Origin of the sequence: Achromobacter sp. EB05 (assembly GCF_044232075.1) — a bacterium.
Taxonomy (GTDB): Bacteria; Pseudomonadota; Gammaproteobacteria; order Burkholderiales; family Burkholderiaceae_B; genus Achromobacter; species Achromobacter dolens.
Window position 1 is genome coordinate 2,178,840 of record NZ_CP155917.1, and the last position, 13,579, is coordinate 2,192,418.

Genomic DNA, 13,579 nt, shown 5'->3' on the forward strand with positions numbered 1-13,579 from the left:
CTTTCAGCATCCGTAGTACTTCCGCAGTTGCGACGAGGGCGCTCACGGCTCCGCCGGCCGGACGCGCAGGGCGCGTCGCCGAAGGCGCGGCACGGACGCAAGCAAGGGCGCCGGCGGCGGATGGGAGAGCGTTGGGTAGTGACTGCGCGGCGCCCGCTGCGGGGACCTTCGCACTCGCACGAGGGAGTGCATGGCTAGTACGCGCCACGCCCGTGGGGCGTGGTTGCGACGCTTCTGGCGGCGCCGTCAACAGCCCGAACTTTATGGGTTTTCGGTCAATCCAACTGTCAATTAGTGCAAAGGGCGGCGCCGTTGTTACGAAGCTTGACGTATTCTCTGTCGCATACCGCGCAACCGTCGTGGCGGTATGCCGGTATTGGGGCAACCCGGGCACGGAACGTTGTGCGCGCGACGGAATGGGTTCACATGGTTCGCCCTGAAAGTAACAAAAAACGTCAAAAGTGCAGGTCTGTAACGTGACTACGACACTGCCTCCGGTGCAACACCTAGCGACGGCGAGCGCATGCGAACGCGCGAGCCGGTAAACAACATGACGACTTCCTTATTTTTCCTGGTGTGGGGGCTGGCGACGGCCCTGGCGCTACCCTTGCTGCTGCCGCTGCGGACGCGCGGCGTCGGCGGCGTGCAGGCGTTCACAATCGCCAACGGCCTGGCGGTGCTGTCGATGCTGGCTTACGCGTCGTCCGAAATCATGCCGCCCGGCGCCTATGTGATGGTGTCCAACGCCGCCTGGCTGGCGTCCGTAAGCCTGGTGTACGTGGGCGTGCGGCAGTTCTTCGGCCTGCGGCCGCAGGGCGCGCGCGTGGGCCTGGCGGCGGCGCTGTGTATCGTGGCGATGGCGGCCATGCTGTACCGGCAGGACTACCTGGTGGGCCGCATGGTGGTGTTCTCCACCTTCACCTGTGTGCTGATGCTCGCCACGGGCGGCGTGGTGTATCGCCAGCGCAAGCAGATCCAGACCCCCGGGGTGGTGCTCTACGTGCTGCTGGCGATGACCGGCCTGGCGCTGCTGCATGCCCTGCGCGTGGCGGTGTATGGCAGTGGGTGGGTGCCGGTGTCGTCGCTGCTGGATCCGGCGCCCTGGGGCCTGTTCTTCATCGTCTGTGGGTCGGTGACGGTGCCGGCGCTGTTCCTGGCCTTGCTGTTGCTGATCCAGACCGCGCTGTCGGAAAGAATGCAGGCGGCGCTGACCTTCGACAGCCTGACGGGCGCCTATTCCCGACGCAGCATCCTCGACGAGCTGGAGCATGAGCTGCTGCGTTGCGAGCGCGGCGACGGCCGGCTGGCGGTGCTGGTGCTGGACATCGACCACTTCAAGTCGATCAACGACCGTCACGGCCATGCGACCGGCGACGCCGCCCTGCGGCATTTTGCGCAGGCGGTGCCCAAGGCCGTGCGCGCCAGCGACCGTTTCGGCCGCCTGGGCGGCGAGGAATTCGTGCTGCTGATGTACGGCTGCGACGCCGCCTATGCGCTGGTGCAGGCGCAGCGCGTCTGCGATGCCCTGCGCGATTCGCCGCTGTACCTGCAGGGGCAGGCGTTGCGCATGACCGTCAGCGGCGGCGTGGCGACATTCCAGCCAGGCGACACCGCCGACGGCATTCTGGCCCGCGCCGACCTGGCGTTGTACAAGGCCAAGGAGCTGGGCCGCGATCGCGTCGAGATGGCCTGGAGCGGACGCGCCACGGGCCGCCCGCAGGCGGCCCGGGAGCAGGGGGAGGAAGGCGCCGCGCGGGAAGGCGCCAGCCCCGAGGGGGGCGCGTTGGCCGCGGAGGGCTCCAACCTTACGGCTTGAGGTGCTCGGTGAAGAACTTTTCCATGGCCGCGTAGAACTCGAACTTGTTTTCGTCGTTGTGGAAGCCGTGGCCTTCGTTGTCCTTGACCATGTATTCCACCTCGACGCCGCGGGCCTTCAACGCCTTGACCATCTGGTCGCTCTCGTCCTTGTTGACGCGCGGGTCCTTGGCGCCCTGGGCGATGAACAGCGGCGTCTTGATCTTGTCGGCGTGCAGGGCCGGCGAGGTGGCGGCCAGGCGGTCCTTGTCGCGCACCGGGTCGCCGACCATGTCCTGCATCTTGTCGAGCATCGGCTTCCAGTAGGGCGGAATCGACTTCATGAACGTGAACAGGTTGGACACGCCGACGTAGTCGACGGCGGCCGCGTACAGGTCGGGTGTGAAGGTCACGCCGGCCAGCGTCGCGTAGCCGCCGTAACTGGCGCCGTAGATGCCGATGCGCTTGGGATCGGCGATGCCCTGCTTGACCAGCCATTGGACGCCATCGGTGATGTCGTCCTGCATCTTCAGGCCCCATTGGCCGAAACTGGCTTCCCAGAAGGCGCGGCCATAGCCGGTGGAGCCGCGGAAGTTCATCTGCAGCACGCAGAAACCGCGGTTGGCCAGGAACTGCACCTCGGGGTTGTAGCCCCAGCCGTCGCGCGCCCACGGGCCGCCGTGCGGGTTGACGATGCATGGCAGGTTCTTGGGGTCGCGCCCGGCCGGCAGCGTCAGGTAGCCATGGATGGTGAGGCCGTCGCGGCTCTGGTAGCTGATGGGCTGCACCCGCGACATGTCGGCCTCGGGGATGGCCGGGTTGATGTCGGCCAGCTTGCTGAGGGTGTCGGCGCGGGCGTCGTAGATGTAGCGCGAGCCGGGCGTGCGGTCGTTGTAGGCGGCGACGATGAACTTGTCTTCGTCGCGGTTGGCGCCCTGGATGGCGAACTGGTAGCCCTCGAGCTGGGCTGACAGCTTCTTGAACAGGGTTTCGGTCTCGGCGTCGAAGAACTTGTACTGCGGCTTGTCGGTCTGGTAGGAGGCCACCGTCAGCACGCGGCGCTTGCGCGAGAAACCGGCCGCGTCCAGGTCGACCGTGTCCGGGGTGAAGATCTCGTCTTCCTTGTCGGGGCTGGCCGGGTCGATCACCACCAGCGCGAGCTTGTCGCGGCCGCGGTTGGACAGAGCGTAGAACTTCTTGTCGTCGAAGGTGAAGAAAGCCGGGCTGACGCTGGTGCGGTAGTCGGTGGTGAACAGCGGGCGGAACTCCGAGGCCTCGTTGTCGCGGTAGAGCAGGGTGGTGTTCAGGCCGTCGCTGGTGACGGCCGCGCGCACCTTGCCGGCGTGGTCGGTCTGCCAGCCGACGATATTGCCGGGGTTCTGCGCCACCAGCACGCCGGCGCCGGTGTGCACGTTGACGCGGTAGACGTCGAACACCTGCGGATCGCGCTGGTTGTGACTGATCAGGATGTGGTCGGGGTCGTCTTCGAGGTCGTCCTCGATGCTGGCGCGCACGCCGTCGTAGGGGGTCAGGTCGGTGACCTTGCCGGTCTTGGCGTCCACCGCCAGGACGTGGAAGTTCTCGTCGCCGCCGAAGTCCTTCTGGTACAGCACCACGTCGGGGCCTTTCCAGAAGAAGTTGCTGATGTCGCGGGCCGACTCGCTGGTCAGCTTGCGCGGTTCGCCCACCGGCTTGCTGCCTTCCAGTGCCTGGACGTAGATGTTCATGCGCGGCGGCTTGCCGTCGACGCTGGTGGGCTGCATGAAGCCCAGGGTCTTGCCGTCGTCGGCCAGGCGGAAGAAGCCGCGTTCCGGATTGCGGAAAAAGTCTTTCAGGGGGTAGGCCCGGGGCGGCTGCGCGGCGGCGCTGGCGCCCAGGGAGGCGCCGACGATACCGGCGGCCAGGATGGTGTGTTTCATGAATGAGAGCAAGGCATACCTCCGACGATTCCACCCGGCCGCGGGCGCCGCCGGACTACTGATCGATAATGCCATAGCCTCGGCCGGGGTGTCGAACCGCCCCGGCCACTTATGCCGGTGGCCGGTTTGCGGGATAATCGCGGCTATCAATCTGGAGAAACACATGGTTCGGAATCTGGTCGTGGCGTCGGCGCTGGCCCTGGGGCTGGCGGGCTGCTCGCTGGGCATTTCGCAGGATGGCTCGTCGCCGCACAGCGAGTTCAAGGCGCCCGTTGCCTTCAAGGACGCCTATGCCACCACGGTGCGCCAGGCCAACGCCTGCCTGCGCAGCACCGACAACGCCTATCGCGTGGTCTCGAGCCTGGACGAGGGCGCCCAGTCCGCCGTGGTGCGGGTGCTGGCCCCGTACAGCGACAATGAAATGACGCGGGTCGACCTGAAGGCCGCCGGTCCCAAGACCACCGAAACCCGCATCGTGATGTGGGGCAAGGGCACCTGGGACGCCGCGGCGATGCGCGCCATGCAGGACGCGATCTACTACGGCATGAGCTCGTGCGCCAGCTACATGCCGCTGGATCCGCGGCCGCCGGTCAAGCCGTCGCGCGACCTGCCGAAGTAACGCGGCGGGCGGCGGCCCGATCGCGGCGGCCGCGGTCAGGCCGCCGCCCGGCCTGGCGCCGATCAGAAGGCGTGGCGGATATTCGCGTTGATCGCCTTGTCCGTGTTGTATCTGCCGAAGGCGGAACGTTCCATGCTCAAGCTGAGGCGGGTGCCGCCCCTGATCCTGGCGTTCACTCCCAACTCCATCAACATCCTGCCATCCTTGCCGTGGCTGGCGTGGATCTGCCCCAGATCGTCGCGCAACGACGTCGCGCCGGGGGCGCGCAGGTCAAATTGGTAACTCAGGGCGGCCAGCGAGGTCAGTTGCCACGCCGTGCCCTCGAAGGACTTGCCGGCCGCCAAACCCACGCGCCCGATCAGGGGGGTGAAGCGTCCCTGCCGTACGCTGACGTTGGCGCCGTGGTATTGCCAATCGAACCGATGGCCGGGCACCGTGCCGTACACTAGCTCGACCTGGGGTTCGACGAACGCGCGGTCGACCAGGGTGATGCGCCGTCCGGCTTCCGCGCCCAGATACCAGGAATGCCCGCCGTAATCCTGCGCCGCCAGGCCCATGGCCGGCATCCCATAGTGGTTGCGGTTGAGCACGTATTTGCCGATCACGTCGACATACCATCCGGCATCGAACAGGGCGGAGGCATAAAGACCGCCGCCCGAGGATCGGGTCTTGCCCGAGAAGGCCCGGCCGTTATGGCGGTTGTCGGTGAATGTCATGGTGGCGCCGGCGTAGACGTTGGCCCCGGCAAAAGCGAACTTCCGGTCGGCGCCGAGTTGCAAATGGGTATAGCGGCTCGTGGATCCCCCGCGCGCCGAGCTGCCTGAGCCGTTCATCAGGCGCGCCCAGCCGCCGGCATTGCCCTGGGCGTGACGCAGATCCCCCATGCGCCGGTTGAGGTTGTTCACTTCGGTCAGGAAGTTCTGGCGGCCGACGTCCGTCAGTCCCGTGCCGCCCTGGAGCGCGGCTTCGTCCCGCTTCAGCGCGAAGCCTTGCAACACCCATTGTGTCGCGGTGTCGGTGGCGACGACTGCGACTTGCGGGGTGAGGCGATGAAAGCCGAGTTCGCGCGTGGGCGCGTCCAGGGTGAAAACGTCACCACGGGTGCCGGGCGGGGCTGTCACCAGGGGCGTGGGCGAGGGGGTTAGGCTGGCCAGCGACCGGGCCAGCAGGACGTGCAGCGCATTGTTCCGGCCCGCCAGGGACTGCCTGACCGTGATGCGGTCGGCGGACAGCCCGTCGGTCCGCATGAACACTTGGCTGTCGTCCATGGTCAGGACGTCGACGTCCAGCGATCTGAAGTCGGACGCACCAGCGAGAGCCAGGTCGGCACGATCGAACCGCAACGATTTCGCCGACGACGTGGACCTCACCTGCCAGGACAGGTCTTGCATGGTCACGTCGGACGCGGGCGCGGCGATGTCGCCGAGGTAAGCGGCGCGCGGCGCGGTCGGGCCGACGGATTCGCCACCGCCAAGGCGGATGTGCGCGGCATCGTCGGACACAATGTTGCCGGCAAGGCGGGTGCCGGCTCCCGCCTCGAGGCTGGCATCCGGACCATTCAGTCTCCAGGATTCGGCCGAGTAGGTCGTTGCGGGAAGGGCGGGGACCGCCGCCGCCCGCATCGACAGGATGGCGCGGGCCCCCACGCGCACTTCGCCATCCGAGGCGAGGCCGGCATGGCTTGTCACCCTGGCGTCCTCGCGCAGGTTCAGCAGCGAGCGGGTGAATACGCTGTGGCGGTCGAGCACCGCGTGGGGGGAAGAGACATGCGTTTCGCTATCGGCGCTGTCGATGCCCCCGTTGAAGCGCTCCGCGATGTGCAGGGTGGAGTGGTTCGCCAGGGTCACCCCTCCCTCGAATCTGCTTGTCCCGGCGTCTGTGCCAGCCCTCGATTCGCCGGCGGCCGGCGCCGTATTGATGGCGGTGCCGTCGTTCAGGTCGATGAAGACAGAGGCGCTGCCCAGGGTGACGATGGAATTATCGGCGAGGATATCGGTGGCGAGCACGGCGTTGCGGCCGAGATGGAGGCGCGCGTTGCGCAGTTGCAGCGATGCCATGCGGAAGTGGCGCGTTTCCCAGTCGGGCTGAGCGAAGGAGACGGGGCGGGTCCGCAGCGAGTCATCGCCCATGGACTTGAGCTTGTCCGCGACGGCGGCGGTATTGGCGGCGTGGACAAGCGGGTGCCCTTGCAGGTACAGCAGGCCGTTCTGCTGGATGAACGCGCCAGTGCTGTCGATACCTCCGTCGATGGCGAAGCGGCCCTGCGGCGTGGCGGTGTTGGCGATGTCGAGATTGCCGGTGAAATGGCCGTGCCAGAGGGTCGTGGCATTGGCGCCGCCGGGTGGGTCGAAGGCCAGGTTCACGGTGGCGGGGGAACCGCTATTGGTGAGCACGGCGCCGGCGTCGGCGCCGTTCAATCGATGGAAGGTGAGATCGTTGCCGTTGATGTCGAGCTTGCCCCCACGGAATCCCCACTGGATGTTGTCCGGATCGATCTGGCGGCTGTCGGCCAGCACCAGGGTTGGGCGGCCGCTGACGATGCGGACCGCCGCGAAGGCCTGAACCCGGTCGCTGGCATCGGCGCGTTGCGCCAGGATGACGGTGCCATCGCCAATGTTCAACGTGCCCGGGTTGATCCCTGAAGCGCTGATCTTCAGTGTGCCGGCGCCCAGCTTGTGCAGGCTGTCGGCCTCCACGCCGTTGACCTGCCAGTCGACGAACGCTTCCGCGTTCACCGTGATGCCGCCGCCTCGCCAGGTCTGGGTATCCGTGGGCCTGACGGCGTAGCGGCCGTCGAATGTGAGGGCGCCGGCGCCTTGGTCGACCGTGCTTTCCAGCGTGACGATGCCGCCGCCGCGAAAGGCCAGATCCTTGCCGTGATCCAGCGCGGCGGCCTGATTCGCCCCGAACCTGCCATGCATGGTCCAGGCGTTCTCCGCCTGGCTCAATGCGCCGGTTCCGCTGGCCCTGTCGTAGGTCCAATGAATCTCGTCATCGGGCCTTTGGGTGACCACCGGCGCATCGGTCTTGCCGTCGATGACATCCATGACGTCCGGGACCGGAATCACATTGAACGCGCTGAGCGTCGCGGCCTCGCCAGACCAGCCGGTCTGCACCGCTACCAGGGTCCACCGCCCGCGTTGCGCGTCCCAGGCAAACAGCGGAGAGCCGCTGTCACCGGGCCCGCCGTATGAGGCCATTGGACCCTGCTTGGGCGAGTAGGTGGCGCCCGGCAGCGCCCTCAGGAACCAGTAGGAATCCTCGGGCGATCCCACCGTGCCGCCGGTCAGGTAGGCGTAGCCGCCCGCGATGCGTGTGCGCACGCCGGACCGGTCCTGGACCCGCTGCACGCCGGAGCCGACCCGGTAGAACACCGGGAAGCGGGACAGGTCAGTATAGGTTCCGGCGGCATCGCCGGCGTCGGTCATGGCGATGGGCGACACTTCGGTCACGACCTTGTTCAGGCGCGGGGAATGGAAGTCCTCCCAACGGTGGTTGTTGCGGTTGACCAGGGTATAGCGGGTATCACCGCGATAGCCAAAGGCCACGCCGGCGTAGCCGCCGTTGTGTTTGACGCTGACGACGTATTGCGGCGCCACCAGCGTTGCGATGCCCGAGGTGTCGGCCACGCTGAAATCGATCATGGGCGCGCGGTCCAGGATCGCGTAGGGCGCTCCGGCCTTGTCATGCAGCGGGATGCCCTGCGCGCCGGGCCGGAACTCCCCTTTGTTCTCCGCGAAGTCGCGATAGGTCTGGTAAGGCAGATCCGTGCCGACCATGGCGGCCTGCAACGGCGCCGCTGCCAGCAGACCCGCCAGGATCGACAGCCCGTGGCAGATCGGCCGGAAGGTCAGGCGGGGCGCGCCATGGCGGCCCGGCTTGTCGCGTGGATCAGGTCTTGCCGGGCTGGCCGGGAGGGAGGGGAGGGCGTTGCGGCCAGGTGACAGAGATTTCCAGCCCATGCGGCGCTTTCAACACGATAAGCGAAAGCGCCCATTGTCATGGATCAGGGTCCGAACCCAGGTCTGATAATGGGATGCCGCAGGGCCTGCGCCCGCCCGACCGACCGGCCAACCTTTCCGCCTCAAAACTGATAGCGCACGCCGACCTGGCCGCTGTAGTCGTGTTTCAGTTTGCCGGCAAAGCTGCTTTCCACCTGGCTATAGAAACGCCAGTTGGGCGACAGCCTGGCATTGAGCGATACATTGACCAGATAGCGGCTGTCGTCAGCCATCGGTGTGCGCAGCATATCTCCTCGGACGCTGTTGTTCAGGACATCGACGCTGCCGCCGCGCCGCAGATTCTGAAGCCGGAACAGCCCGGCTGAAAGCGTCAGTCCGCGTTGTTCGTCCGACTGGAAATTCAACCCGGCGGCGGCGCCGATCTTGGCATAGACCGGCGCGCTGGCATTGACCCGTACGTCGACGGTGCTCTTGTCGCCATGCAGCGTGTAGCCGCTCGTATAGCCCGTGACCACTTCCACTGACGGTTCAATGAAGGCGCGATCATTGAACAGGTTCATCCGCCATCCCGCCTGCACGCTGGCCAGCACCGAATTCGAGTGCGCGCCATGCCCTTCGATGCGAAGATTGGCGGGCATGTGGTAGGTATGGTTGGTCCTCAGGTACTTGGCGATGAAGTCGACGAAGGGGCCGTCCTCGTTGATCAAGGCATAGTAGACACCGATGCCGCCGGTGGTGTGCTTTTCCGACAGGCCCGCATCGCCATGCCCCGAGCCTTGGGTATAGCTTCCCATGACGCCGTACAACTGCATGCCATCCTTGCGGTCCACGCCCAACTGCAGCGTATCGTGCTTCAGGCGCACTTGCTGATAATCGGCCTGTCCATGGCTGGTCTTGATCCATAGTCCGGCTGCTTCGTGCAATTGACGCACGTCGCCCAGGCGTTTGTTGAGCTGGTTGGTTTCCAGCACGAACGCGATCTTCGGCAGGCTGGCCAACGCGGCGGTGCGGTTGATTTGCTGGCGTACCGCGTTGATCTGGTTGACGATGTCGTCGTCCGCGACGATGCCGGCTTGGCGCAAGCGGCCGATGATCTCGTCGCGCGACCGCAGGATGCCCAGTTCGGACAGCCTCAATGAATACGGCGTGAACAGCGACAGTCCCCCGGCGTGTGGCCTGTGGGTTTGGACTGGCGGGTCAGCGGGTTTTTCGACTGGTGGTTCCGCCGGTTTTTCGGCGGGCGGGTCAGCGGGCTTCTCGACTGGCGGCTCCGCCGGCTTTTCGGCGGGCGGGTCCGCGGGCTTTTCGACCGGCGGTTCCGCCGGTTTTTCGGCGGGCGGTTCAGCGGGCTTTTCGACTGGCGGTTCCGCAGGTTTTTCGGCGGGCGGTTCCGCCGGCTTTTCGGCGGGCGGGTCTGCGGGCTTTTCGACTGGCGGCTCCGCCGGCTTTTCGGCGGGCGGGTCTGCGGGCTTTTCGACCGGCGGCTCCGCCGGTTTTTCGGCGGGCGGGTCAGCGGGCTTTTCGACCGGCGGCTCCGCCGGTTTTTCGGCAGAATTGCCCTCGTCAGGCGTGGCCGCATCAGGCGCGTCGTCGGGGGGCGGCGTCTGGTCGGGCGTGACGACCGGTTCGACCGCCCTGTACGTCAATTGCCATCTTTTCTCCGTGTCGGTGCTGACGATCTCAAGGTTGGGCACGTAGAGCGTGAGTCCCTGCGTGACGGGACCCGACTTGAAGTAGCTGTCCAACGTGGCCGCGGGCGCTGTCGCCAACAGCAAGACACCGCTGTCGTCGGCGGGGACCGGATCGTGCACGAGGAGAGTAAGGTCCAGTCGGTTGTCGTCGCCCTGCGCCAAGGAGGCGATATGGATACTGTCGCTTTCGTGGGTCTGCGGCCTGGCGGTCATGGCGAAGCGCACGCCGCTGGCAATCAGCGTGTCGACCCGCAGTGCATGCGGGGTCCATGCCGGTCCGGGTTGCGACAACTCCACCCTTTCCGCCGTCGGCAGGTGCAACAAGTCGAACTCGCGATTCTCCGTCAGCTTCCACGGCGCTTCGTCGCTCATGCTGATGAGCCACCATTGCCGTTGATCGGCCGCATGGCTGACCGCCAGGCCGCTGCGCCAGGGATCGCTTGACGCAGGGGTGTCGGAGGCATCGCTCTTGACGAAGTACTTTTCCGGCGCAAAGCGATCCGCGGGCGTGGCGGCGGGTGCGCTGAACACCAGGGTTTCCCTGGCTTGTGCCGGACCGCTGGCTTGCGCCTGGCCGGAATAGGCGGCCCGCAAGCGGTTGCCGCTGCCCTCGAGCAGCGCGGTGACGGTCATTTCGTCATGGGCGCCGCTATAGGGATCCACGCGAAAGACAAAGACACTGTCGGATGCGGCAAGCGTGTCGACCGTCAGGGCATGAGGCGGATTCGCGGGCGTGGCCTCGATCAGGCCCATGGCCAACGCCTTGGCGGAATTCGCCTGCGGCGGGAAATCGCGGTCGAGCAGGCGGCTGTCACCGAAACTCAGTAGCGCGTTGCTTGCCTGTAGCCGATTCAAGGCCGAGTCCCCGGTGATGAACCAGTGGCCGTCATCGTGGATCCGCATGCCCGCCTGGTTGGCGCTGACAGCGCCAGCGTAGACCGCGGCAGCGGTGGACTCGGACGTGATGGCGGCATCGCCGCCGCCCAGGTTGATGCTGGCGTCGTCATCCGCGACGATGTCGCCAAACAGGCGGGTGCCCGCGCCGGCGTCGAGGGCGCCATGGGCGCCTTGCAATCGCCAAGCGGCGGCGCTGTAGGTGGTCCACGACGCGGCATCTTGCGGCGCTGCCTGCATTGACAGGAGTGCGTCCGAGCCAACCTGCACGTCGCCGTCGGAATGGAGGGCGGCGCGGCTCGTCAGCCTGGCGTCGTCGGCCAGCGCCAGCAAGGAGCGGGTGAACTCGCTGGGCTGCGTCAGCTCGGCCTGGGTCGAGGCCACGCGGATGGCGCTGTCGACGCTGTCGATGCCGCCAATGAACGAGTGGTTGATGCTGAGCGTGGATCCGTCCGTCAGTTGCACCCTGCCTTCGAAACGGCTTTGGTCAGCCGGGGCGAGCGCCTTCGACTTGCCCAGTACGGGCCGGGTCTGCACGCCGTTGCCGTCTTCGAGATCGATGTAGAGTTCGTCACTGCCCAAGGTCACGTTGGCGTTCTGCGCCAGGATGTTTGCGGCGAGCGTGGCATTTCTCCCAAGGTGCAGCCCCGCGTCCTTCAGGACGAGGGATTCCATCGTGAAATGCCGCGTTTCCCAGTCGTCCTGGTCGAAGGAGACGGGTTGGGTCAACAGTGAGTCGTCCCCCATCTTGCTGAGCTTGGCGACGATCGGCTTCTGGTTGACGGCATGGATGACGGGATGGCCCTGCAGGAAGAGTTGTCCATTGGTCTGGTGCAGGGCGCCGGCGATCCGGGTGCCGCCGTCGATCGCGAAATCGTTCTTCGTGCCCGCTTCGACGCGGTTCACCACGTTCAGATTGCCAGTGAAATGGCCGTGCCAGATATTGGCGATGGCAGCGGTGGCCGTTGCCTCGGTATCGGTTGCCGCGGTATCGGTTGCAACGGTATCCGTGCGATTGAAGTCAAGGTTGAGCGTCGCCTGCGCGCCGCGGTTCGTCAGGATCGCGCCCTTGTCGGCGCCGTTGAGACGGTGAGCGGTGATATCGTTGCCGTTGACATCGAGCTGGCCGCCGCGATAGCCCCAGTTGATGTTGTCGGGGTCGACCTGCCCGGCATCGCCAAGAACGACGGTCGGACGGCCGCTGACGATATGGATTGCATCGAAGGCCTGGACCCGCCCTTCGGCATCGGCGCGTTGCGCCAGAATGACGGTGCCGTCGCCGACGCTCAGTTTCCCGGGATTCATCCCCACGCCATTGATCCGCAGCGTGCCGGTTCCGAGTTTGTGCAGGCTGTCGGCGGGCACGCCGTTGATGCCCCAATCGACGACGTGATTGTCGTTGACGAAAATGCCGGCGCCCATCCAGGTCTGGCTATCGACGGGCTTGACGGTGTAGTCGTCATCGAAGGTCAGCGAGCCGGCGCCCTGGTCCACCGAGTTCTGCAGGATCACGGTGCCACCGCCGCTGAAGATCAGGTCCTTGCCGTGGTCGAGCGCCGCCGTGATGGTGGCGCCATGCTTGCCATGCATCGCCCATGCATTGTCTGCCTGCGTCAGGCTGCCGGTGCCCTGGGTGGCGTCATAGGACCAGAGGATGTCGCCCAGGGTGGGTTGGGTGACGACGGGGGCATCGCGGTTCTTTGCCATGACGGCGTTGAACTCGTCGACGAGGATGACCACGAACGAATTGGCGGCTCCCTGGGGCTCGCTGTACGTTCTGGTGACAGCGACCAGCACCCATCTGTTCTCCTTGGCGTCCCAGGCGAATAGCGGGGAGCCGCTGTCTCCGGGGGCCCCGTATGACGCCATCGGGCCTTGAGCGGGGTTGTAGGTGTTGCCGGGGCTCGACACAATACTCCAATCGGAAATACTGGGCGAACCAATCGTCCCGCCGGTCCGATACTGGTAGGCGCCCTGGAGATTCGTCAGCGTGCCGTCCCGGTTCTTGACATACTGGTACCCCGTCCCTACCCGGTAGAACACCGGAAAGCGATTCTTGTTCTGGTAGGTGCCCTGCGCGGTGCCGGCGGCTGTCAGGGGCATCGGCGCCACTTCGGTCACGATCTTGACCAGCCGGGGACTATGGAAATCGCGTGCGTAATCGTCATTATTGCGGTTTGCGAATCGATAGAGCGTATCGTCCGCATAACCGAAGTTGACGCTGCCGTAAGCGGTATTGTGCTTGACGCTGACGATGTACTGCGGCGATGCCAGCGTCGCGATGGCCTTGCGGTCGACGCCGCTGAAATCGATCATGGGCGCGCGATCCAGGACGGCATAAGGAACGCCGGTCTTGTCGTACAGGGTGATATTTGTCGCCCCGGGCTGGAATGCGCCCTTGTTCTCGCTGAAATCGCGATAGGTCTGGTAGGGGAGATCGGTGCCGACGATGGATGCGTGAAGCGGGAGGGAGCCCAACATGCTGGCCAGGATCGACACTCCGCACAGCGCAAGCGCTTTTCGCTGGCGCCTTGAACGGCCGGTCTTTTTCACGCCGCGCCGAATCTCGGCGACCGGAACGACTTGTTGCCTGGCGTTTTTCTTCAGTGCGTAGATCTTGTTCATACTGCTTTCCGGTTATTGCGCCTCTCCTGGGCGCGGACGCGAGGAAAAATGGGCGCACGCGCTCGCCCCGGCGCC

General features: G+C 65.9%; 5 protein-coding genes. 2 read left to right on the forward strand and 3 right to left on the reverse strand.

Features of this window, described 5'->3' with window-relative positions; all coding sequences use genetic code 11:
- Nucleotides 1–550: 550 nt before the first annotated feature.
- Nucleotides 551–1,816, forward strand: coding sequence for a GGDEF domain-containing protein (locus AAID08_RS10075; protein WP_175142959.1), 1,266 nt, complete (start codon nt 551–553; stop codon nt 1,814–1,816).
- Here AAID08_RS10075 and AAID08_RS10080 read toward each other — a convergent pair.
- Nucleotides 1,806–3,713 carry a S9 family peptidase gene (locus AAID08_RS10080; RefSeq protein ID WP_374700857.1) on the reverse strand — a complete coding sequence of 636 codons (1,908 nt, stop codon included), beginning with the start codon at nt 3,711–3,713 and terminating at the stop codon, nt 1,806–1,808. The genes AAID08_RS10075 and AAID08_RS10080 overlap by 11 nt on opposite strands.
- Nucleotides 3,714–3,876: 163 nt before the next feature.
- Between AAID08_RS10080 and AAID08_RS10085 the strand changes: the two genes are divergently transcribed.
- Nucleotides 3,877–4,332, forward strand: coding sequence for a BPTD_2524 family lipoprotein (locus AAID08_RS10085; protein WP_054503816.1), 456 nt, complete (start codon nt 3,877–3,879; stop codon nt 4,330–4,332).
- A gap of 62 nt (nt 4,333–4,394) precedes the next feature.
- Here AAID08_RS10085 and AAID08_RS10090 read toward each other — a convergent pair whose 3' ends face one another.
- Together AAID08_RS10090 and AAID08_RS10095 are read right to left on the reverse strand one after the other, a co-directional pair.
- Nucleotides 4,395–8,294, reverse strand: coding sequence for a S6 family peptidase (locus tag AAID08_RS10090; protein ID WP_395757588.1), 3,900 nt, complete (start codon nt 8,292–8,294; stop codon nt 4,395–4,397).
- A gap of 122 nt (nt 8,295–8,416) precedes the next feature.
- The gene (locus tag AAID08_RS10095) at nt 8,417–13,504 is read right to left on the reverse strand and encodes a S6 family peptidase (RefSeq protein ID WP_395757589.1); all 5,088 of its coding nucleotides are present in this window, start codon (nt 13,502–13,504) and stop codon (nt 8,417–8,419) included.
- Nucleotides 13,505–13,579 lie beyond the last annotated feature (75 nt).

Excerpts from the sequence above, each read along its gene's own strand:
- AAID08_RS10075 (WP_175142959.1), top strand. The coding sequence starts at position 551 with ATGACGACTTCCTTATTTTTCCTGGTGTGGGGGCTGGCGACGGCCCTG.
- AAID08_RS10080 (WP_374700857.1), bottom strand. The coding sequence starts at position 3,713 with ATGAAACACACCATCCTGGCCGCCGGTATCGTCGGCGCCTCCCTGGGC.
- AAID08_RS10090 (WP_395757588.1), bottom strand. The coding sequence starts at position 8,294 with ATGGGCTGGAAATCTCTGTCACCTGGCCGCAACGCCCTCCCCTCCCTC.
- AAID08_RS10085 (WP_054503816.1), top strand. The coding sequence starts at position 3,877 with ATGGTTCGGAATCTGGTCGTGGCGTCGGCGCTGGCCCTGGGGCTGGCG.
- AAID08_RS10095 (WP_395757589.1), bottom strand. The coding sequence starts at position 13,504 with ATGAACAAGATCTACGCACTGAAGAAAAACGCCAGGCAACAAGTCGTT.